The sequence below is a fragment of the Streptomyces sp. NPDC047869 genome (genome assembly GCF_040704065.1).
In the GTDB taxonomy this organism is placed as follows: Bacteria; Actinomycetota; Actinomycetes; order Streptomycetales; family Streptomycetaceae; genus Streptomyces.
In genome coordinates this window covers 14,732-36,563 of record NZ_JBEYRK010000003.1, presented here as the reverse complement: position 1 = coordinate 36,563, position 21,832 = coordinate 14,732, and the positions used below count along the sequence as shown (strand labels likewise).

The following is a 21,832-nucleotide window of genomic DNA, read 5'->3' as shown; positions in this document are numbered from 1 at the left end:
AGCCCCCCGAACGCCACCAGGACGGTGAACACCCTCATGAGCAACTTCCCCGGCGCCGCCAGCGGTATGTACGAAGGGCCCCGGCCCGACAGCCGCTATGTCATCCCGCGCTTCGTCGAGCGCACCTCCCAGGGCATCCGCGAGTACGACCCGTACGCGAAGCTCTTCGAGGAGCGCGTGATCTTCCTGGGTGTCCAGATCGACGACGCCTCCGCCAACGACGTCATGGCGCAGCTCCTGTGCCTGGAGTCGATGGACCCCGACCGGGACATCTCGATCTACATCAACAGCCCCGGTGGCGACATGACGGCCCTCACGGCCATCTACGACACCATGCAGTTCGTGAAGCCGGACATCCAGACGGTGTGCATGGGCCAGGCGGCCTCCGCCGCGGCCATCCTGCTCGCCGCCGGCACCCCGGGCAAGCGCATGGCGCTGCCGAACTCGCGCGTGCTGATCCACCAGCCGGCCGGCTCCACCGGCCGCGGCCAGCTCTCCGACCTGGAGATCATCGCCAACGAGTTCACCCGGATGCGTGAGCAGCTGGAGAACATGCTCGCCAAGCACTCCAACCGGCCGCTCGAGAAGGTCCGCGAGGACATCGAGCGCGACAAGATCCTCACTGCCGAGGAAGCGCTGGAGTACGGCATCGTCGACCAGATCATCTCCACCCGGAAGATGAACAACGAAGCGGTCCGCTGACCCTAGGCGGCGTACGCTCAGGCCCCCTTGGCAGGATTCACGTCAAAGTGAACCCTGCCAAGGGGGACCCGAACACGGGGCCCGGCAAGGTACCGTCGGACATAAGGCAGCACCAGGAGCCGCTGGATTCGAAAGCGTCCAGTCGTCTCCCAGGCGAAGGGGAAGCACACCGTGGCACGCATCGGTGACGGCGGCGATCTGCTCAAGTGCTCGTTCTGCGGCAAGAGCCAGAAGCAGGTCAAGAAGCTCATCGCAGGGCCCGGTGTGTACATCTGCGACGAGTGCATCGATCTCTGCAACGAGATCATCGAGGAGGAGCTCGCGGAGACCAGCGAGGTGCGCTGGGAGGAGCTTCCCAAGCCCCGCGAGATCTACGAGTTCCTCGAGGGCTACGTGGTCGGCCAGGAGGCCGCCAAGAAAGCCCTTTCCGTCGCGGTGTACAACCACTACAAGCGGGTCCAGGCGGGCGAGAACGGCGGCGCCCAGGGCCGTGACGACGCCATCGAGCTGGCGAAGTCCAACATCCTGCTGCTCGGCCCCACGGGCTCGGGCAAGACGCTCCTCGCGCAGACCCTGGCCCGCATGCTGAACGTGCCCTTCGCGATCGCCGACGCGACGGCGCTGACCGAGGCGGGCTACGTCGGCGAGGACGTGGAGAACATCCTCCTCAAGCTGATCCAGGCGGCCGACTACGACGTCAAGAAGGCCGAGACCGGGATCATCTACATCGACGAGATCGACAAGGTGGCCCGCAAGAGCGAGAACCCGTCGATCACCCGTGACGTCTCCGGCGAGGGCGTCCAGCAGGCCCTGCTGAAGATCCTCGAGGGCACCACGGCCTCGGTCCCGCCGCAGGGCGGCCGCAAGCACCCGCACCAGGAGTTCATCCAGATCGACACGACGAACGTCCTGTTCATCGTGGGCGGTGCCTTCGCCGGCCTGGAGAAGATCATCGAGTCCCGGGCGGGTGCCAAGGGCATCGGCTTCGGCGCCACGATCCGCTCCAAGCGCGAGCTGGAGGCCAAGGACCAGTTCGAGGACGTCATGCCCGAGGACCTGGTCAAGTTCGGCATGATCCCCGAGTTCATCGGCCGCCTGCCGGTGATCACCTCGGTGCACAACCTGGACCGCGAGGCCCTGCTCCAGATCCTGGTCGAGCCCCGCAACGCCCTGGTCAAGCAGTACCAGCGCCTCTTCGAACTCGACGGCGTGGAGCTGGACTTCGAGCGCGAGGCCCTGGAGGCCATCGCCGACCAGGCCATCCTCCGCCAGACCGGCGCCCGCGGCCTGCGCGCCATCATGGAGGAGGTCCTCATGTCGGTGATGTACGAGGTCCCGTCCCGCAAGGACGTCGCCCGCGTCGTCATCACGGCCGACGTCGTCCACTCCAACGTCAACCCGACCCTGATCCCCCGGGACGCCCGGGGGCGGGGGACGGGCGAGCAGAAGACGGCGTAAGTATCCTCACGTCAGCGGGCAGGCGCCGTGCGATGGGCGCCTGCCCGCTGACGCGTTCGCGCCATCGGGGGCGACACACGCCATGTTCCCGGGCGTGTCTGGCATCCGGTAGGTCTCCGTGATCTTCTGAACCCAGACCGGAGTCGGGCACTCATGCGAGTGGTTGGCTCACTGAAACGGGAGGGTCCGAACGAAGCTTCAACAGGTGCGGATGTTAGGGGTGGCGAGCGTGGTGGCAGCGGCAGCAGCCCTGCCGATCATGGCGGCCGCACCGGCGAGCGCCACACAGGGTGCCTGTGCGAACTACGTGGGGAGCCACGGGTACTTGGTCGGCCCCAAGGTGAAGGCGGCCTGCAGCCATGGGGCCCTGTTCTCGGGTGTCATCAAGGCTCCCAATCCCGCCTGCGTCCTTGAACTCACCAGGGCCGGCGTGAGCAAGGGCGACGTCGTCCAGAACGCGTGCATGCGTGCCTGATCAAGAGGACGGCTGATTGCCCTGCTCCGGCCTCGGAGCTGGTTGCACACGAAGGCGGCTCGGATCCCCGAGCCGCCTTTCCCGAAGACGAGTGCTTCGCTGCGGAGCGTCAGGCCTTGACGCGGACTTCCTTGCGGAACTTGGCCGTCAGCTCGGCCGCGCCCGCGAGATCGGCGCTCTTGCCCGCCATCGCGTCCGCCATCTCGAGGCTGATGACCGCCCCCATCGTGCTGTGGTCGCCCCAGATGCAGACCGGCATGCTGACCGCACTGGGCCCGCCGGACGAGGACCCGGTGGACGAGTCGCTCTTGTACTTGATCTCCTGGCACTTGAGGATCGCGCCGTCCAGCCCGCTGGGTGAGAAGGACTGCGGGCTGCCGATGACCTGGCCCTCTTTCCCGTCCTTCGCGGCGCTCTTCTTCATCTCGGCGAACATGCCGTCGACGACGGCCTCGGGGTCCTCGATGTCGCCGTACACGCCCATGAAGTTGATGACCTTGCCGGCGAGCGGGTTGCTCTTGTCACCGGACTGGTAGCCGGCGTGCACGTCCTTGGCGTTCTTCACGCCGTGCTTCTCCGCGTCCTTGACGTCGTTCTCGTCGAAGCCGCCGCTGTCCTGGGCGGCGGACTTCTTGTACTCGCCCAGCACCGTCGCGGGCGTCGTCAGCTTGTGGGGGCCGTCGTCCGCAACGTCCGAGCCGCTGCTGCCGCCCAGCACGAAGTACGCGCCCACCGCGATCGCCGCGACGACGGCCACCGCGCCGATGATCAGGCCCGTCTTCTTCTTGCCGCCGCCCGGCGCCGGCGGCTGCGGGACGCCGTAGGGCTGCTGGGGGTAGGCGCCCGGCTGCTGGCCGTACGGGTTCGGCTGCTGCGGCACCCCGCCCTGCTGCGGGTAGCCGTACCCGGGCTGCGGCGGGGCCGGGGGAGTCTGCTGGGGGTAGCCGTAGCCGGGCTGGGGCTGGGGTGCCTGCGGCTGCTGGCCGTAGGGGCCCTGCTGGCCGTAGGGACCAGGCTGCCCCGGCTGGCCGTAGGGCGGCTGCTGGCCGTACGGGCCCGGCTGGTTGTTGCTCATTTCTGAGTTCCCCCTCAGATGCTTATGTGTTCCTGACATCCTGGCGCAGGCGCCGTGAACACACGGCACCGGGGGCCGCACCGTTACAGAACAATCGTGTTTCGGGACCACCCCGTGACACCCCTAAACTGACCCTCGTGACCGAGAACGCTCAGCAGCAGCCACCCGCGCCCGACTCCGAACTGCCGACCCAGTACGCGCCGGCCGATGTAGAGGGGCCGCTGTACGAGCGCTGGGTAGAGCGCGGTTACTTCGAGGCGGACGCGAAGAGCGACAAGCCGCCGTTCACCGTCGTCATCCCGCCGCCGAACGTCACCGGCAGCCTCCACCTGGGCCACGCCTTCGAGCACACGCTCATCGACGCCCTGACCCGCCGCAAGCGCATGCAGGGCTTCGAGACGCTGTGGCAGCCGGGCATGGACCACGCCGGCATCGCCACCCAGAACGTCGTCGAGCGCGAGCTGGGCAAGGAGGGCAAGTCCCGCCACGACCTCGGCCGCGAGGCCTTCGTCGAGCGCGTCTGGCAGTGGAAGGGCGAGTCCGGCGGCCAGATCTCCGGCCAGATGCGCCGCCTCGGTGACGGCGTCGCCTGGTCGCGTGAGCGCTTCACCATGGACGAGGGCCTCTCGCAGGCCGTCCAGACCATCTTCAAGCGGCTCTACGACGACGAGCTGATCTACCGCGCCGAGCGCATCATCAACTGGTGCCCCCGGTGCCTGACGGCCATCTCCGACATCGAGGTCGAGTACCAGGACGACGACGGCGAGCTGGTCTCCATGAAGTACGGGGAGGGGGACGACACCATCGTCGTCGCCACCACCCGTGCCGAGACCATGCTCGGCGACACCGCCGTCGCCGTCCACCCCGACGACGAGCGCTACAAGCACCTCGTCGGCAAGCTCATCAGGCTCCCGCTGACCGACCGCTCCATCCCGGTCGTCGCGGACGAGCACGTCGACCCCGAGTTCGGCACCGGCGCCGTCAAGGTCACCCCGGCCCACGACCCGAACGACTTCGAGATCGGCCAGCGGCACGACCTGCCGTCCCTCACCGTGATGGACGAGCACGCCGTCATCACCGCGCACGGCCCCTTCCAGGGCCTGGACCGGCTCGAGGCCCGCTCCGCCATCGTCGCCGCGCTGCGCGCCGAGGGCCGGATCGTCGCCGAGAAGCGCCCCTACGCCCACTCCGTCGGCCACTGCTCGCGCTGCAAGACCACCATCGAGCCGCGCCTGTCCATGCAGTGGTGGGTCAAGGTCGGCCCGCTGGCCAAGGCCGCCGGTGACGCCGTCCGCGACGGCAAGGTCAAGATCCATCCGCAGGAGATGGAGAAGCGGTACTTCGACTGGGTCGACAACCTCCACGACTGGTGCATCTCGCGGCAGCTGTGGTGGGGCCACCGCATCCCGGTCTGGTACGGGCCGAACGGCGAGGTCGTCTGCGTCGGACCGGACGAGGAGGCCCCGAGCGGCGAGGGCTGGCACCAGGACACCGACGTCCTCGACACCTGGTTCTCCTCCGGCCTGTGGCCGTTCTCCACCCTCGGCTGGCCCGAACAGACCGAGAGCCTCGCGAAGTTCTACCCGAACTCCGTCCTGGTCACCGGCTACGACATCCTCTTCTTCTGGGTCGCACGGATGATGATGTTCGGCCTCTACGCGATGGACGGCACCCCGCCGTTCCACACCATCGCCCTGCACGGCATGGTCCGCGACCAGTTCGGCAAGAAGATGTCGAAGTCCTTCGGCAACGCGGTCAACCCGCTGGACTGGATGGACAAGTACGGCTCCGACGCCCTGCGCTTCACCCTCGCCCGCGGCGCCAACCCCGGCGTCGACGTGCCCATCGGCGAGGACTGGGTCCAGGGCTCCCGCAACTTCGCCAACAAGATCTGGAACGCCACCCGCTTCGCGCTGATGAACGGCGCGACGGTGGACGGCCCGCTGCCCGACCCGGCGAAGATGTCCGCCACCGACCGCTGGATCCTCTCCCGGCTCAACTCGGTCGTCGCCGAAGTCGACGCGTTCTACGACGACTTCCAGTTCGCCAAGCTCTCCGACGCCCTCTTCCACTTCGCGTGGGACGAGGTCTTCGACTGGTACGTCGAGCTGTCCAAGACGACGTTCCAGGCGGGCGGCGAGGCGGCCGAGGTCTCCAAGCGCGTCCTGGGCGAGGTCCTCGACGTCACGCTCCGGCTGCTGCACCCGGTCGTCCCGTTCGTCACGGAGACCCTGTGGACCACCCTCACGGGTGGCGAGTCCGTCGTCATCGCCGAGTGGCCGGCCGACAGCGGGTTCCGCGACCGCGCGGCCGAGCAGGAGATCGAGTCCCTGCAGTCCGTCATCACCGAGGTCCGCCGCTTCCGCGCCGACCAGGGCCTCCAGCCGGGCCAGCGGGTCCCGGCCCGGCTGACCCTGGACGGTACGGCGCTGGCCCCGCACGAGGCCGCCATCCGCCAGCTGCTGCGCCTGCAGCCGGAGGGCGACTCCTTCACGGCCACGGCCACCCTGCCGGTCGCCGGCGCCGAGGTCGCCCTCGACCTCTCCGGCACCATCGACGTGGCCGCCGAGCGCAAGCGCCTGGCGAAGGACCTCGCCGCCGCCGAGAAGGAGAAGGCCCAGTCCACCGCCAAGCTCGGCAACGAGGCGTTCCTGGCGAAGGCCCCGGAGAACGTGGTCGACAAGATCCGCACCCGCCTCGCCAAGGCCGATGAGGACATCGTCCGCATCCAGGCCCAGCTGGACCGGCTCCCGGCGGCGTAACGACGCGGGCCGGCGCTCAGGCGCCGCCCCGCGTGCACGGCAGCCGAAGGCCCCCGGAACTCCACAGCTCCGGGGGCCTTCGCCCGCCCATGTCACCGCGCCTCCGTAGACTGGCACCGTGAGCGACCACCCCGGCACCAGCGACACCCCCGATCCCCTCGACGGCTTCGACGAGATCATCGAGGCCGAGACGACCCGCGACCCCGACCTCGCCGTGATCGAGGCGGGCAGCCGCACCCTGCGCACCCAGGGCGGCCCGCCCGAGGCCGACGTACCGGCCCGGCCGGCGGACCCCGAGGTCGACAGGGCCCTGCGCGAGGTCGAGACGGAGCTGGCCACCCGCTGGGGCGAGACCAAGCTGGAGCCCTCCGTCAGCCGGATCGCCGCGCTGATGGACGTCCTCGGCGAGCCGCAGCGCTCGTACCCCTCGATCCACATCACCGGGACCAACGGCAAGACCTCGACGGCGCGCATGATCGAGGCCCTGCTCGGCGCCTTCGAGCTGCGCACCGGCCGCTACACCAGCCCGCACGTGCAGTCGGTCACCGAGCGGATCAGCCTGGACGGCGCGCCGATCTCCGCCGAGCGGTTCATCGAGACGTACCAGGACATCAAGCCGTACATCGAGATGGTCGACGCCTCGCAGGAGTACCGGCTGTCCTTCTTCGAGGTGCTCACCGGCATGGCCTACGCGGCCTTCGCGGACGCGCCGGTCGACGTGGCCGTCGTGGAGGTGGGCATGGGCGGCTCCTGGGACGCCACCAACGTGATCGACGGCGACGTCGCCGTGATCACCCCGATCGGCCTCGACCACACCGACCGGCTCGGGAGCACGCCGGGAGAGATCGCGGGCGAGAAGGGCGGCGTCATCAAGCAGGGCGCGACCGTGATCCTGGCCCAGCAGCCGGTGGACGCGGCGCAGGTGCTGCTGAAGAAGGCCGTCGAGGTCGACGCCACCGTGGCCCGTGAGGGCCTGGAGTTCGGCGTGACCGCCCGGCAGATCGCCGTCGGCGGGCAGCTGCTCACCCTGCGCGGGCTGGGCGGCGAGTACGAGGAGGTCTACCTCCCGCTGCACGGCGCCCACCAGGCGCACAACGCGGCCGTCGCGCTCGCCGCGGTGGAGGCGTTCTTCGGAGTCGGCGCGCAGCGCGCGGAGCGGCTGGACATCGACGCGGTGCGCAAGGCCTTCGCGGCCGTCTCCTCGCCGGGGCGCCTGGAGGTCGTCCGGCGCTCTCCCACCGTCGTCCTGGACGCCGCCCACAACCCGCCGGGCGCCGAGGCCGCCGCCGAGGCGGTGCGGGAGGCGTTCGACTTCAGCCGGCTGATCGGCGTGGTGGGGGCGAGCGGCGACAAGAACGTGCGCGGGCTGCTGGAGGCCTTCGAGCCGATCTTCGCCGAGGTCGTCGTCACACAGAACTCCAGCCACCGCGCCATGGACGCGGACGAGCTGGCCGCGATCGCCGTCGAGGTGTTCGGCGAGGACCGCGTCCAGGTCGAGCCGCGGCTGCCGGAGGCCCTGGAGGCCGCGATCACGCTGGCCGAGGAGGAAGGCGAGTTCGCGGGCGGCGGGGTGCTGGTCACCGGCTCGGTCATCACGGTGGGCGAGGCCCGCCTGCTCCTGGGAAAGGGCTGAGGAGTCCGTCGTGCGTACGCTCTGTTCATCGACGCTGATCGGCGAGTTGTTCGTCATCGGGTTCGCCGCTCTCGTGGCCATGAAGGACCCGGATCTGTCCACGTCCACGGTGTGGCTGGTCAGCGGCATCGCCATGGTCCTGTGCGTGCTGCTGTGCGGCATGGTGACCCGGCCGGGCGGCGTCGCCCTCGGCTGGGCGCTCCAGCTCGCCCTGATCGCCTCCGGCGTCTTCGTCCCGACGATGTACTTCATGGGCGCGTTGTTCGCCGCCCTGTGGTGGGCGTCGGTGCACTACGGGCGCAAGGTCGACGCGGCGAAGGCCAGGTTCGCGGCCCAGGGCGAGTCCGCGGACCCCGGCCCCCCTGCACCTGACGCTGCGTAACGGCGGCGGGGACACGCCCTGTAACCTCGTCCCACCGCACATGTCAGTCGTAAGGAGCCCCCCGTGAGCCAGCGCACCCTCGTCCTCCTCAAGCCCGACGCCGTCCGTCGCGGCCTGACCGGCGAGATCATCAGCCGTATCGAGCGCAAGGCCGGCTGGCAGATCACCGCGCTGGAGCTGCGCACCCTGGACCAGGACACGCTGGAGCAGCACTACGGCGAGCACAAGGGCAAGCCCTTCTACGAGCCGCTGGTGGAGTTCATGGCGTCCGGCCCGGTCGTGGCGCTGATCGTCGAGGGCGAGCGGGTCATCGAGGGGCTGCGCGCGCTGGCCGGCCCGACCGACCCCATCGCCGCCGCGCCCGGCTCCATCCGGGGCGACTACGGCGTGATCGTGAGGGAGAACCTGATCCACGCCTCCGACTCGGAGGAGTCCGCCGAGCGCGAGGTGAAGATCTTCTTCCCGGGCCGCGCCTGAGCTGCCGGCCGGCGGAATCTTCGCGAATTTTTCTGAGGGGGCGTCAGGTCCGCTCGGAGTCCTGACCTGGGACGGCCGTACCTTTTCGGCCGTCCTTCGGCATATGCGTTGCCGATCGGGGGAACGTGTGCCCCCGATGGGCCGTCTCCACAAGCGAGGCGGCGCGCCATCTGATGACAATGGCGGAGACCCTCGCGCAGTGTTCGTGCAGGCGCGTTTACGATGGAAGCCTTCACGTCACAGCACCCGCCTCGCCGACCTGATATGCCCTCAAAAGCCCAGGAAGGCCAGATGAATCCGGATGGGGAACTCAATGTCGTTCATCGGCCGTGACATGGCTGTCGACCTCGGGACCGCCAACACGCTGGTGTACGTCAGGGGTCGCGGAATCGTGCTCAACGAGCCGTCCGTCGTCGCGATCAACACCAACACCGGTGGCATCCTCGCGGTCGGTGCCGAGGCGAAGAAGATGATCGGGCGCACCCCGGGCAACATCGTCGCCGTGCGTCCGCTGAAGGACGGTGTGATCGCCGACTTCGAGATCACCGAGCGGATGCTGCGCTACTTCATCCTGAAGATCCACAAGCGGCGGTACCTGGCCCGCCCGCGCGTCGTGGTCTGTGTGCCCTCGGGCATCACGGGCGTCGAGCGCCGCGCCGTCATCGAGGCGTCCTCGCAGGCCGGCGCCCGCCAGGTGCACATCATCGAGGAGCCCATGGCGGCCGCCATCGGCTCCGGTCTGCCGGTCCACGAGGCCACCGGCAACATGGTCGTGGACATCGGTGGCGGCACCACGGAGGTCGCGGTCATCTCGCTCGGCGGCATCGTCACCGCGCAGTCCATCCGGGTCGCGGGCGACGAACTGGACAACGCGATCATCCAGTACATCAAGAAGGAGTACAGCCTGCTGCTGGGCGAGCGCACGGCCGAGCAGATCAAGATCACGATCGGTTCCGCGTACGAACTCGACGCCGACGAACACACCGAGGTGCGCGGCCGCGACCTGGTCTCCGGGCTGCCGAAGACCGTCGTCATCTCCGCCGCCGAGGTCCGCAAGGCCATCGAGGAGCCGGTCAACGCCATCGTCGACGCCGTCAAGACGACCCTCGACAAGTGCCCTCCGGAGCTGTCCGGCGACATCATGGACCGGGGAATCGTGCTGACCGGCGGCGGCGCCCTGCTGCGCGGCCTGGACGAGCGACTGCGGCGGGAGACCGGAATGCCGATCCACATCGCCGAGGACCCGCTGGACAGCGTGGCGCTCGGCTCCGGCAAGTGTGTCGAGGAGTTCGAGGCACTCCAGCAGGTACTGGACGCCCAGCCCCGCCGATGAGGCCGTTCCCCGGATCCGCCGACCGGGCGGTTCCCTGGATCCGCCGTACGAGACGATCCCTCTCGTGCGGCGGGTCGTTGACATAGAGGCACAAGCTCCGCACATGGGCCCCCAGGGTTCGCGCCGCACCACCGGCGCACCACCGGGGGTCCCCGAATTCCACTCGAGGAAGGGCACGGCCGCCGCACGTGAGGGACACGAAAGAGAGCCGGCTGCTCCTGGTCCTGCTGATCGCCATCGCGTTCGCGTTGATCACGGTGGACATCCGAGGGGGCCGGAACTCCCCCGTCGACGGCGCCCGGCAGGCCGCCGCCGCGGCGTTCGGCCCGATCGAGAACGGGCTGTCCTCGGCGGTGAACCCGGTCGGCGACGCCGTCTCCGCCGTCCGTGACTCCGGTACCCGCCACGACCGGCTCGCCACGCTGGAGAAGGAGAACGCGGCCCTCAAGGCGAAACTCGGCAGCGACGACCGCAACCGCAGCCGCCTGAACCAGCTCGACAAGATGCTGAAGATCGCCGGCGAGGGCCAGTACGGCATCAAGGGCGCCCAGGTCATCGCCATAGGGTCGGCGCAGGGCTTCTCCTGGACCATCACCATCGACGCCGGCGCCAACGACGGCATCGAGCGGGACATGACCGTGCTGAACGGTGACGGACTCGTCGGCCGCGTCACCACCGTCGGCCCGGACACCGCCACCGTGCTGCTCGCCAACGACCCCGACTTCACCGTCGGCACCCGCATGGAGAACAGCGACGAACTCGGCTTCGCCTCCGGCCAGGGCGACCGCCCGCTGAGGGTGGAACTCCTCAACGGCAAGGCCGAGGTGAAGAAGGGCGACCGGCTCGTCACCTTCGGCTCCCAGGCCGACAAGCCCTTCGTGCCCGGCGTCCCGGTCGGCGTGGTCTCCCGGATCGACCCCTCCGGCAGCGGCCTCACCCGCACCCTCTACGTCACTCCGTACGTCGGCTTCACCAAGCTCGACGTCGTCGGCGTGGTCGTCCAGAGCCCGAAGCGGGACCCGCGCGACGAGGTGCTGCCGCGCAAGCCCAAGCCGACACCGACGCCGACCGTGACCGTCACGGTCAGCCCCTCGGCCGGCGCGCCCGGCACCAACGAGCAGCAGTAGGAGCTGAATCCCCATGCGTCTCAACCGGATCCTGCTCTCGGTCGCGCTGGTCGTCGTCGCCCTGGTGATCCAGGTGAGCGTCCTCGCCCGCCTGCACCTGCCGGGCGCCGTCCCCGACCTGCTGCTGCTCACCGTCCTCGGCCTCGCCATGGTGTACGGCCACGTGGGCGGCGCCCTCGTCGGCTTCGGCGCCGGACTGCTCGCCGACCTCGCCCCGCCGGCCGACCACGCGGCCGGCCGCTACGCCCTGGTGCTGTGCGTCATCGGCTACTTCGCCGGACTCATCAAGCCGGAGAACGGGCGGCTGAAGTCCGCCACCGGCCCGATGGCCGTCGTGGTCGCCGCCGCCGTCGGCTCCACCCTGCTCTACGCGGGCGTCGGCGCCCTGGTCGGCGACACCGCCGCCCGTCATGTCGGCCTGCCGGGCCTGCTGTTCTCGGCGGCCCTGTACGACCTGCTGCTGGCCCCCTTCGTGGTCCCCGCGATCATGTGGCTGGCCCGCCGCTCCGACAACGACCCGCTCGCCGAGACCAGTCCCGCCGCCAAGGCCGGCGACATCTCCTCCGGTTGGCTCTCCTCCGGCACCGGACTGCGCGTCGGCGGTCAGCGCGGCCTCGGCGCCCTGAAGGCCAAGGCCCGCACCCGCTCCACCAGGGTCGGCCGCATCAAGGGGGTCAAGCGGCTGTGAACGCACCAGAGTTCACCCGAACGGGGCAAACGCGGTGGAACGGCGCCGCACAGGCGGATCGTTCATCATTCGTCGGCGCACACACGTCAGCGCACTGAGAGGGGGAGACAGCCGCAGTGACCAACATTCCCGAGACCGGACGGACCCCACGGGTCCAGATCCGCCTCGTCGTCATCCAGATCCTCGTCCTCTCCCTCCTCGGCACCCTCGGCGGCCGCCTGTGGTACCTGCAGATCCGTGAGGGCGCCGCGTACCAGAAGGAGGCCTCCGGCAACCACGTCCAGCAGGTCGTCGATCCCGCCGTCCGCGGCGACATCCTCGACGCCCGGGGCGTGCCGCTCGCCGACAACGAGACCCGCCTGGTCGTCTCCGCCTCCCGCACCGATCTGCTCAAGCAGGCGGACGACGGCAAGGCCGTCCTCACCAAGCTGGCCGGCGTCCTCGGCATGAAGCCCGCCGACGTCATGCGCAAGGTCCGGCTGTGCGACGCCGAGACCCCCCAGCCCTGCTGGAACGGCTCGCCCTACCAGCCGATCCCGATCACCGACGAGGCCAACGCCAAGCAGGCCCTGCAGATCCGCGAGCGTGCCGAGGACTTCCCCGGCATCACCGCCGAGCCCGAGGCCGTGCGCCGCTACCCGGGCCCGGGCAAGTCCAACACCTCCCAGGTCCTCGGCTACCTCTCGCCGGTCACCGACGAGGAGATCCAGAAGGCCAAGGACACCGACTCGCCCTACCTGCGCTCCGACATGGTCGGCCGCTCCGGCCTCGAGCGTCAGTACGACAAGGTGCTGCGCGGCAAGGCCGGCGTCACCCGCTACGAGGTGGACAACCTCGGCCGGGTCATCGGCAAGGCCCAGTCCGACGCGGCCGAGTCCGGCTCCAACCTGGTCACCAGCATCGACTCCCGGGTGCAGCGCGTCGCCGAGTACGAGCTGGACAAGGCGATGAAGGTCGCCCGCCAGCAGTACGACAAGATCACCGGCGAGAACTACAAGGCGGACTCCGGTGCCGTCGTGGTCATGGAGGCCAAGACCGGCCGGATAGTGGCCATGGCCTCCGCACCGACCTACGACCCGAACGTCTGGGTCGGCGGTATCTCCGCCAAGGACTACAAGGCCCTCACCGGCAAGAACTCCGACTACCCGCTGCTCAACCGGGCCATCCAGGGCCAGGCCGCGCCCGGCTCGACCTTCAAGGTGGTCTCCACGGCCGCTGCGGTCGAGGCCGGCTACCCCTTCGACGGCCGCTACCCCTGCACCAGCTCCTACTCCGTCGGCAGCCAGGTCTTCAAGAACTTCGAGGGCGAGAACTTCGGCCCCATCTCCCTCGGCCGCGCCCTCGAGGTCTCCTGCGACACCGTCTTCTACGGTCTCGCCGACAAGGAGTGGAAGCGCGACGGCGGCATCAACCCCAAGAAGGGCAAGCCCAAGGACTACTTCTACAAGGCCGCCCATCAGTTCGGCCTCGGCAAGGAGACCGGCATCGACCTCCCCAACGAGGTCACCGGACGCGTCCCGGACCGCCAGTGGAAGCAGGACTACTGGAAGGCCAACAAGGACGCCTGGTGCAAGTCCGGCAAGAAGGACGGCAGCTACGTCGAGAAGATCGCGTACGAGAACTGCCTCGAGGGCAACAAGATGCGCGAGGGCGACTCGATCAACTACTCCATCGGACAGGGCGACACCCTGGTCACCCCCATCCAGGAGGCCGCGATCTACGGCGCCGTCGCCAACGGCGGCACCATGTACCAGCCCACCATCGGCAAGGCGGTCATCAGCGCGGACGGCAAGACGGTCACGGAGATCAAGCCGAAGAAGAACGGCAGGCTGCCGGTCACCAAGGCCACCCTCGCGGGCATGAACGACGCCTTCGCCGGCGTCATCACCCGCGGTACCGCCGCCTGGAAGTTCGGCGGCTGGCCCCAGGACAAGATCCCGCTGCACGCCAAGACCGGCACCGCCGAGGTCTACGGCAAGCAGACCACCTCCTGGCTCGCCACCTACTCCAAGGACTACACGGTGATCATGACGATCGCCCAGGCCGGTACGGGTTCCGGAGCCTCCGGTGAGGCCGTGCGCAACATCTACAGCGCGCTCTACGGCGTCGGCGGCGACGGCTCCATCGACAACAAGAAGGCACTGCTGCCCGAACCGCAGAAGAGCCTGCCCAAGGTCCGCGCCGACGGCACCATCGCCTCCCCGAAGGTCGCCGGCGACCCGGCCAAGGACGTCGAGGCCTCCCAGCAGGACAACCCCAGCAACGACGACGGCCAGACCCCGGCCACCTCGCCCTCGCCCACCACGGGCAACCGCGACACCCGCAGGCGCCACCGCAGGAGGGGAAGCCGGAGGATGCTCACATGACCAGCGCCAACAGCTTCTCCGTCTCCGGTTACGGACCCGAGCGGGCCGGCTGGACCAGACTCTTCGCCCGCGACTCACTGGCCCGCCGGCTCGACTGGCCGATACTGCTGTCGGCACTCGCCCTCTCGGGGATCGGCTCCCTGCTGGTCTACTCGGCCACCCGCAACCGCACCGAGATCAACCAGGGCGACCCGTACTACTTCCTGCTCCGGCACCTGATGAACACCGGCATCGGACTCGTCCTGATGATCGGCACGCTCTGGCTCGGCCACCGCGCCCTGCGCAACGCCGTGCCGATCCTCTACGGCCTGTCCGTCTTCGGCGTCCTCGCCGTGCTGACCCCGCTGGGCTCCACCGTCAACGGCGCCCACTCCTGGATCGTGCTCGGCGGCGGCTTCTCGCTCCAGCCCTCGGAGTTCGTGAAGATCACGATCATCCTGGGCATGGCCATGCTGCTCGCGGCCCGCGTGGACGCCGGCGACAAGAAGTACCCCGACCACCGCACGGTCCTGCAGTCCCTGGGCCTGGCCGCCGTACCCATCCTCATCGTGCTGCTCATGCCCGACCTCGGATCGGTCATGGTCATGGTGGTCATCATCCTCGGCGTCCTGCTCACCTCCGGCGCCTCCAACCGCTGGGTCTTCGGCCTGATCACCGCCGGCACCGTCGGCGCGATCGCCGTCTGGCAGCTGCACGTCCTGGACGAGTACCAGATCGCCCGCTTCGCCGCCTTCGCCAACCCCGACCTCGACCCGGCCGGCGTCGGCTACAACACCAACCAGGCCCGCATCGCCATCGGCTCCGGCGGCCTCACCGGCGCGGGCCTCTTCCATGGCTCGCAAACCACCGGCCAGTTCGTCCCCGAACAGCAGACGGACTTCGTCTTCACCGTCGCCGGCGAGGAACTCGGCTTCATCGGAGCCGGACTGATAATCCTCCTCCTCGGCATCCTGCTGTGGCGCGCCTGCCGCATCGCCCGCGACTCCACCGAGCTGTACGGCACGATCGTCGCCGCCGGCATCATCGCCTGGTTCGCCTTCCAGTCCTTCGAGAACATCGGCATGACCCTCGGCATCATGCCCGTCACCGGCCTGCCCCTGCCCTTCGTCTCCTACGGCGGCACGTCGATGTTCGCGGTATGGATCGCCGTCGGCCTCCTGCAGTCCATCAAGGTGCAACGTCCGATGTCCGCGTGAATCCGACCGCACGAAAGGGGACTGAGCAGGCCCATCGCGGCTAGATTCTGTTCATGGCGGATACGAAACGCGAGATCGAGCGCAAGTACGAAGCCGATGAGGGCGGGCTCCCTGACTTGACGGGCGTCGGCAAGGTGGCGGACGTCCTCGACAAGGGCCTGGTCGAGCTGGACGCCACCTACTACGACACCGCCGACGAACGCCTGGCCGCCGCCTCCCTCACGCTGCGCCGCCGCACCGGCGGCTCGGACGACGGCTGGCATCTGAAATTCCCGGTCGCCCCCGGTGTCCGCGACGAGATCAGGGCACCGCTGTCCGACACCGTTCCCGAGGAACTCGCCGCCCTGGTCCGCTCCCGGGTCCGGGCCGCCGAACTGGTCCCCGTCGTCCGGCTCCGCTCCGCCCGCGACGTACGCCACCTGGTCGACGCCGACGGCACACTGCTGGCCGAGGCCAGCGTCGACACGGTCACCGCCGAACGGCTCAACCGGGCCGGCGGCACCACGCGGTGGACCGAGATCGAGGTGGAGCTGGCCGACGACGCCGATCCGGCCCTCCTCGACAAGGTCGACAAACGCCTGCGCAAGGCGGGCGTACGCCCGTCCACCTCACCGTCCAAGCTGGCCCGCGCGCTGGAGCGGACCGGCGGCACCCGCACCCGGCCCGCCGAGCCCGCACCCCCCGTGACCGCCGGCGACCACGTCCTCGCCTACCTGCGCGAACAACGCGACGAGATCCTCGACCGCGACCCGGCCGTCCGCCGGGACATACCGGACTCCGTGCACCGCATGCGGGTCGCGACCCGCCGTATGCGCAGCACCTTCCGCACTTTCGGCACGGTCCTCGACCCCGCCGTCACCACCCCGGTCGCCAGCGAGCTGAAATGGCTGGCCCGCGAGCTGGGCGCCGACCGCGACCAGGAAGTACTGGCAGAGCGCCTCAGCACCGCCCTGGACGAACTCCCGTCCGAGCTGGTCCTCGGTCCCGTGCCCCAGCGGCTCGCCTCCTGGGCCGACGCCCGGCACAGCAGCACCCGCGGCCATCTCATCGCCATCCTCGACTCCGCCCGCTACCAGGCCCTGCTCGACACCCTCGACGCCCTCCTCGCCGACCCGCCACTGCGCGGCAAGGCCGGCAAAAAGCCCGCGAAGGTGCTCGCCAAGGCCGTACGCAAGGACCTCGCCAAGGTCACCCGCCTGATCACCCACGCGCTCGACCTGCCACCCGGCCAGGAGCGCGACGTCGCCCTGCACGAGGCCCGCAAGAAGGCCAAGCGCACCCGCTACGCCGCCGAGGCCGCCATCCCGGCCCTCGGCGCTCCGGCCAAATCCCTGGCCAAGTCGATGAAGTCCCTCACCTCCCTGCTGGGCGACCACCAGGACAGCGTCATGGCCCGCCACATCCTGCGCGAGTTCGCCGCGGTCGCCCACGCGGCGGGGGAGAGCACCTTCACGTACGGCCTGCTTTACGGCCGGGAGGAGCGGCGCGCGGCGGCGGCGGAAGCCGAGCTGCCGGGCCTGTGGGCGAAGATCAAGTCGGGGGCGTCCGTCTGAGCGTACGGGGGAGCCCTCCGGGCGGGTTACGCTGAATGGTCACCCCTGTCAGCTCATGAAGGTTCGCGAGATGCCTGTCGAGTCGGTTTTCCCGCAGCTCGAAGCTCTGCTCCCCCACGTGCAGAAGCCGATCCAGTACGTCGGCGGAGAGCTCAACTCCACCGTCAAGAACTGGGACGAGTGCGATGTCCGCTGGGCGCTCATGTACCCGGACGCCTACGAGGTCGGACTGCCCAACCAGGGCGTCATGATCCTCTACGAGGTACTCAACGAGCAGGAGGGCGTCCTCGCCGAGCGCACCTACAGCGTGTGGCCGGACCTCGAGGCGCTGATGCGCGAGCATCGCGTCCCGCAGTTCACCGTGGACACCCACCGCCCGGTGAAGTCGTTCGACGTGTTCGGCCTCAGCTTCTCCACGGAGCTGGGCTACACCAACATGCTGACGGCGCTGGACCTGGCCGGCATCCCCCTGGAGTCGAAGGACCGCGGACTGGACGACCCGATCGTCCTGGCCGGCGGCCACGCGGCCTTCAACCCGGAGCCGATCGCCGACTTCATCGACGCGGCGGTCATCGGCGACGGCGAGCAGGCCGTCCTCGACATGACCCGCGTCATCCGCGAGTGGAAGGCGGAGGGCCGCCCCGGCGGCCGCGAGGAGGTCCTCCTCCGTCTGGCGAAGACGGGCGGCGTCTACATCCCCGCGTTCTACGACGTGGAGTACCTGCCCGACGGCCGTATCGGCCGTGTCGTCCCCAACAGGTCCGGCGTCCCGTGGCGTGTCTCCAAGCACACGGTCATGGACCTGGACGAGTGGCCCTACCCCAAGCAGCCCCTGGTCCCGCTCGCCGAGACCGTCCACGAGCGGATGTCGGTCGAGATCTTCCGCGGCTGCACCCGCGGCTGCCGCTTCTGCCAGGCCGGCATGATCACCCGTCCGGTGCGTGAGCGTTCGATCACCGGCATCGGCGACATGGTCGACAAGGGCCTGAAGGCGACGGGCTTCGAGGAGGTCGGCCTCCTCTCCCTGTCCTCGGCGGACCACTCCGAGATCGGTGACATCGCCAAGGGACTGGCCGACCGGTACGAGGAGGACAAGATCGGCCTCTCGCTGCCCTCCACCCGAGTCGACGCCTTCAACATCGACCTGGCGAACGAACTGACCCGCAACGGCCGCCGCTCCGGCCTCACCTTCGCCCCCGAGGGCGGCTCGGAGCGCATCCGCAAGGTCATCAACAAGATGGTCTCGGAAGAGGACCTGATCAGGACCGTCGCCACGGCCTACGGCAACGGCTGGCGCCAGGTGAAGCTGTACTTCATGTGCGGCCTGCCGACGGAGACCGACGACGACGTCCTGCAGATCGCGGACATGGCGACCCACGTGATCCAGAAGGGCCGCGAGGTCTCCCGGTCGAACGACATCCGCTGCACGGTCTCGATCGGCGGCTTCGTACCGAAGCCCCACACCCCCTTCCAGTGGGCGCCCCAGCTCTCCGCCGAGGAGACCGACGCCCGCCTCGAGAAGCTCCGCGACAAGATCCGCGGCGACAAGAAGTACGGCCGCTCGATCGGCTTCCGCTACCACGACGGCAAGCCCGGCATCGTGGAGGGCCTGCTCTCCCGCGGCGACCGCCGTATCGGCGCCGTCATCCGCGCGGTCTACGAGGACGGCGGCCGCTTCGACGGCTGGCGCGAGCACTTCTCCTACGACCGCTGGATGGCGTGCGCGGACAAGGCCCTCGCCTCCTTCGGCGTGGACGTCGACTGGTACACCACCCGCGAGCGCACCTACGAGGAGGTCCTCCCCTGGGACCACCTCGACTCCGGCCTGGACAAGGACTGGCTCTGGGAGGACTGGCAGGACGCGCTCGACGAGACCGAGGTCGACGACTGCCGCTGGACGCCCTGTTTCGACTGCGGCGTCTGCCCGCAGATGGACACGGCCATACAAATCGGCCCGACCGGCAAGAAGTTGCTTCCCCTGACGGTCAAGAACGCTGGTCCGACGCCGGCTTCGAGTGGTCACGCGCACTGAGGTGGGCGGGGCACTCGATCGGGTGATTGAGGCGCTGGCGGGGGTGAGTGAGGAGGATATGGCTGCGGTGTTGGCTGCTGCCGGTGCTTCGAGTCCTCGCCCGCCGACGCCACTTGCATCGCCTCGGACGCCTCTGCCGGGCCCTGGAAGTACCCCGTACATCGTTTCCGAGGTGGAGTGGGTCTGAGAAGCCTGCAGGCGCACGTGACGGCTTCGCCTGAAGCCCCGCTCCTGATGGCAGGAGGGAGCCCCGGACCGATCTTGGTCCGGGGCTCCTGGCATTTGTTTCCGTCATCAACCGGGTCGGTCACCGACGACTCGACGCCTGATGGAGGCGGTGTGGGCGACGGTGCCGGTTCTTCAGTCCTTCGGGAAGATCGAGTCGCCGGTTACTGTCCGGGTGGAGCCGTTCTTGAGTGTGATGTCGACCTTCTCGGCGCTGCCTGACGGTTCGGCGGACGGCCACCAGGCGGTGAACCGGTTGTTCTGGATGGTGGCCTCGATGGTGCGGCCGCCGTCGTGCAGGGTCACGGCCCTGACATCGGAGCCCACAGAGCCCACGAGGTAGTTCACGCCGGTGCTGTTCTCGCCGTGGCCGCCGGCCGAGTCCACCTCGATCGCGTTGCCGGGGAGCTTCTTGACCGGGTCGATCACCTCGGCCATGCCGTGGCCGGTCTTGTCAGCGAGGCAGTAGGAGATGGTCTTCCCATCGGTGACGACCACAGAGGTGATCGTGCCGCGCACGTCCAGGTTGGCGTATGAGACGGGCTTGCCCGAGTAGTCGCTGCCCAGCGCCTTCACGCACCACTTCTCGGCGGCGGTGGCCTCCGGTGAGGCGGCCGACGGACGACTCGGGGTGCCGGTCCAACCGGCGAGTTCCGCCGCGGGAAGGGGACCCGAGCCGGACGCGCCGTGCGGGGCCTGGGCGATGACGGCCACCGCCGCGGTGGCGGTGACGGCGCCTGCTGCCACCCAGAGCCACGGGCGACGACGGTGGGGCGGAGCGGCCGGCTGCGATACGGGCGTGGCATCACTCATCACGGTGCGCAACAGATGTTCCTTACGGTTGCTTTCGGCTTCGGTCAGTTCGCGGACGGGAGCAGCGTCCAGAGCGGCCAGCAACCGGGGGTTCTTCTCGTGATCGTTCACGTCTCTTCCTTCAGTGCGCCGGAGCCGGAGCGGGGGTGGTTCGACCGGTCGGGCCGAACAGCTTGGCCAGGCGGCGTTTGGAGCGGGACAGCCGCATCGTGTAGGCCGCGCGTGAGCAGCCGAGCACGGTGGCGGCGTCCCGGTCCGTCAGGCCTTCCCACACATGGAGCGCCAGTACTTCCTGGTCGACGGCCGACAGCTGCCGCCAGGCAGCTACCAGGTCCATCCGGTCCTCGGCCCGGGCCAGACCGTCGTAGTTGTCCTCGCCGCCGTTCTCCATGACACGTACCGCGACAGCCGTCTGGCGGCGCTGCCCGCGGTGGGCGTTGAGCATCGCGTTGCGGGCGGTGCCGAAGAGCCACGGACGTGGGTCCTCCGGCAGCTCGTGGCGGCGACGCCACGCGGCGAGGAACGTCTCACCGACGATGTCGTCCACGTTCATGGGATGAGCACGCCGGCGGACGAAACGCAGTACGTCCTCGTAATGAGCGCGGTAGGCATCGGTGAACTCGTCCTCGCTGTCGATGGCCATGGCTTCCTCTCGCTACTTCCGCCCCTACGTGTCCACCACCCGTGAAGGTGCAACGCGAGAGTTCGAAGAAATTTGTGCCGGCCCTCGGTGGCTCGGGCAACGCCGCCGCGGCTTAGAGCTGAGTCGAAGCTCCACACCCGGGCAAGGTTACGGCCGCCTTTTCCGTCGGCGTGCGGGGGTGATCCACCTTGAACCCGCAGGTCGTGATCGTCTTGCCGTCGTCCTGGAGGGCGACAAAGCTTGCTTTGGGGGCTGTGCGGACGCGTTCGGGAGGATGGAACGCGGATCAGCCGATGAACGATCAAAGGGAGAGGGAGTCATGACGACACAGAGTTCTGCGGGGTCGACGACTCCGGCGGACGCGACTCCGAAGGTGGCGAGGCAGCCCGACGGATATGGCAAGCGCGTTGGGGAGGTGGCGGAGATCACCGTTGTCCTCGATGCCACGCCGGGCGGGGCGGAGCGATTCCGTCAGAACGCCGCCAAGATCCAGGAAGATGCTTTTCACTACGAAAAGCTCGTCGGCACGGTCCACGACTTCCGCGTCACGTTCATCAACAATGACACTCAGGTCGTAGGCGCGGTCACCTATGACGGCGACTTCAAGCCGTACATGGCTGACATCTTCGCCAACGCCGGAGAGTGGTTCGACGAGATGTTCGAGGGTGTCGTCGAGGGCTACCCCGGGGCGAGCGATCCTGGCATCGTCGACTGGTTGGCGCCGAAGATCGTGGAGGCCGACATGTGGTACGCCTCCAATCCGAGCATGACCGTCGAGGACACCGCCAAGGCTCAGAGGGTCACGCAGGCGTTCAACACGCTGCTGGATACCGCGTCCGCCTAGTAGCAGTCTTGCGTCCAGGTGCTGTAGCCGTGGCCGTGGTGCCTGGGC

At 69.0% G+C, this 21,832-nt stretch carries 18 protein-coding genes; 15 read left to right on the top strand and 3 right to left on the bottom strand.

What is annotated here, in order from left to right; all coding sequences use genetic code 11:
* The first annotated feature begins 36 nt into the window (after positions 1 to 36).
* The 3 genes from AB0924_RS04905 to AB0924_RS04895 all read left to right on the top strand — a co-directional run bounded on the left by AB0924_RS04905 (position 37) and on the right by AB0924_RS04895 (position 2,635).
* Complete coding sequence (locus AB0924_RS04905; RefSeq protein ID WP_358931373.1) at positions 37 to 702, top strand: ATP-dependent Clp protease proteolytic subunit; 666 nt, start codon at positions 37 to 39, stop codon at positions 700 to 702.
* 171 nt (positions 703 to 873) lie between these two features.
* The gene (gene clpX, locus AB0924_RS04900) at positions 874 to 2,160 is read left to right on the top strand and encodes an ATP-dependent Clp protease ATP-binding subunit ClpX (protein ID WP_141314321.1); all 1,287 of its coding nucleotides are present in this window, start codon (positions 874 to 876) and stop codon (positions 2,158 to 2,160) included.
* Positions 2,161 to 2,392: 232 nt separating this feature from the next.
* Positions 2,393 to 2,635: a hypothetical protein gene (locus AB0924_RS04895; RefSeq protein ID WP_358931371.1), complete on the top strand. Its 243-nt coding sequence runs from the start codon at positions 2,393 to 2,395 to the stop codon at positions 2,633 to 2,635.
* Between the two features lie 109 nt (positions 2,636 to 2,744).
* Here AB0924_RS04895 and AB0924_RS04890 read toward each other — a convergent pair whose 3' ends face one another.
* Positions 2,745 to 3,710 (bottom strand): hypothetical protein, encoded by a 966-nt coding sequence (locus tag AB0924_RS04890; protein ID WP_358931369.1) that lies wholly within the window; start codon positions 3,708 to 3,710, stop codon positions 2,745 to 2,747.
* Positions 3,711 to 3,847: 137 nt separating this feature from the next.
* Between AB0924_RS04890 and AB0924_RS04885 the strand changes: the two genes are divergently transcribed.
* From AB0924_RS04885 to AB0924_RS04835, 11 genes are all read left to right on the top strand, one after another.
* A complete protein-coding gene (locus tag AB0924_RS04885) occupies positions 3,848 to 6,472 on the top strand; it encodes a valine--tRNA ligase (RefSeq protein ID WP_358931367.1) in 2,625 nt (874 codons plus the stop codon).
* A gap of 118 nt (positions 6,473 to 6,590) precedes the next feature.
* Positions 6,591 to 8,105: a folylpolyglutamate synthase/dihydrofolate synthase family protein gene (locus AB0924_RS04880; protein ID WP_358931365.1), complete on the top strand. Its 1,515-nt coding sequence runs from the start codon at positions 6,591 to 6,593 to the stop codon at positions 8,103 to 8,105.
* A 10-nt stretch (positions 8,106 to 8,115) separates the two neighbouring features.
* A complete protein-coding gene (locus AB0924_RS04875) occupies positions 8,116 to 8,487 on the top strand; it encodes a DUF4233 domain-containing protein (RefSeq protein ID WP_358931363.1) in 372 nt (123 codons plus the stop codon).
* A gap of 63 nt (positions 8,488 to 8,550) precedes the next feature.
* Positions 8,551 to 8,964, top strand: a complete 414-nt coding sequence (ndk, locus tag AB0924_RS04870) for a nucleoside-diphosphate kinase (RefSeq protein WP_104780585.1) — start codon at positions 8,551 to 8,553, stop codon at positions 8,962 to 8,964.
* 313 nt (positions 8,965 to 9,277) lie between these two features.
* Positions 9,278 to 10,297, top strand: coding sequence for a rod shape-determining protein (locus tag AB0924_RS04865; protein ID WP_116151120.1), 1,020 nt, complete (start codon positions 9,278 to 9,280; stop codon positions 10,295 to 10,297).
* A 188-nt stretch (positions 10,298 to 10,485) separates the two neighbouring features.
* Entirely contained in the window at positions 10,486 to 11,424 is a 939-nt protein-coding gene (mreC, locus tag AB0924_RS04860) for a rod shape-determining protein MreC (protein ID WP_366910660.1), read from the top strand.
* A 13-nt stretch (positions 11,425 to 11,437) separates the two neighbouring features.
* Positions 11,438 to 12,112, top strand: coding sequence for a rod shape-determining protein MreD (gene mreD / locus AB0924_RS04855; RefSeq protein ID WP_366910659.1), 675 nt, complete (start codon positions 11,438 to 11,440; stop codon positions 12,110 to 12,112).
* 116 nt (positions 12,113 to 12,228) lie between these two features.
* The gene (mrdA, locus tag AB0924_RS04850; RefSeq protein WP_366910658.1) at positions 12,229 to 14,478 is read left to right on the top strand and encodes a penicillin-binding protein 2; all 2,250 of its coding nucleotides are present in this window, start codon (positions 12,229 to 12,231) and stop codon (positions 14,476 to 14,478) included.
* Complete coding sequence (gene rodA / locus AB0924_RS04845; protein ID WP_358931354.1) at positions 14,475 to 15,674, top strand: rod shape-determining protein RodA; 1,200 nt, start codon at positions 14,475 to 14,477, stop codon at positions 15,672 to 15,674. Before mrdA ends, rodA begins: the two co-directional genes overlap by 4 nt.
* 53 nt (positions 15,675 to 15,727) lie before the next feature.
* Positions 15,728 to 17,227: a CYTH and CHAD domain-containing protein gene (locus AB0924_RS04840; protein WP_358931352.1), complete on the top strand. Its 1,500-nt coding sequence runs from the start codon at positions 15,728 to 15,730 to the stop codon at positions 17,225 to 17,227.
* 70 nt (positions 17,228 to 17,297) lie between these two features.
* Complete coding sequence (locus AB0924_RS04835) at positions 17,298 to 19,259, top strand: TIGR03960 family B12-binding radical SAM protein (protein ID WP_366910657.1); 1,962 nt, start codon at positions 17,298 to 17,300, stop codon at positions 19,257 to 19,259.
* 360 nt (positions 19,260 to 19,619) lie between these two features.
* On the opposite strand, the gene AB0924_RS04830 is transcribed toward AB0924_RS04835, so the two are convergent.
* Positions 19,620 to 20,408, bottom strand: a complete 789-nt coding sequence (locus AB0924_RS04830; protein ID WP_358931348.1) for a hypothetical protein — start codon at positions 20,406 to 20,408, stop codon at positions 19,620 to 19,622.
* A 10-nt stretch (positions 20,409 to 20,418) separates the two neighbouring features.
* Positions 20,419 to 20,940, bottom strand: a complete 522-nt coding sequence (locus AB0924_RS04825; protein ID WP_358931346.1) for a sigma-70 family RNA polymerase sigma factor — start codon at positions 20,938 to 20,940, stop codon at positions 20,419 to 20,421.
* A 319-nt stretch (positions 20,941 to 21,259) separates the two neighbouring features.
* On the opposite strand from AB0924_RS04825, the gene AB0924_RS04820 reads away from it, so the two are divergent.
* Positions 21,260 to 21,784 carry a hypothetical protein gene (locus AB0924_RS04820; RefSeq protein WP_358931344.1) on the top strand — a complete coding sequence of 175 codons (525 nt, stop codon included), beginning with the start codon at positions 21,260 to 21,262 and terminating at the stop codon, positions 21,782 to 21,784.
* Positions 21,785 to 21,832 lie beyond the last annotated feature (48 nt).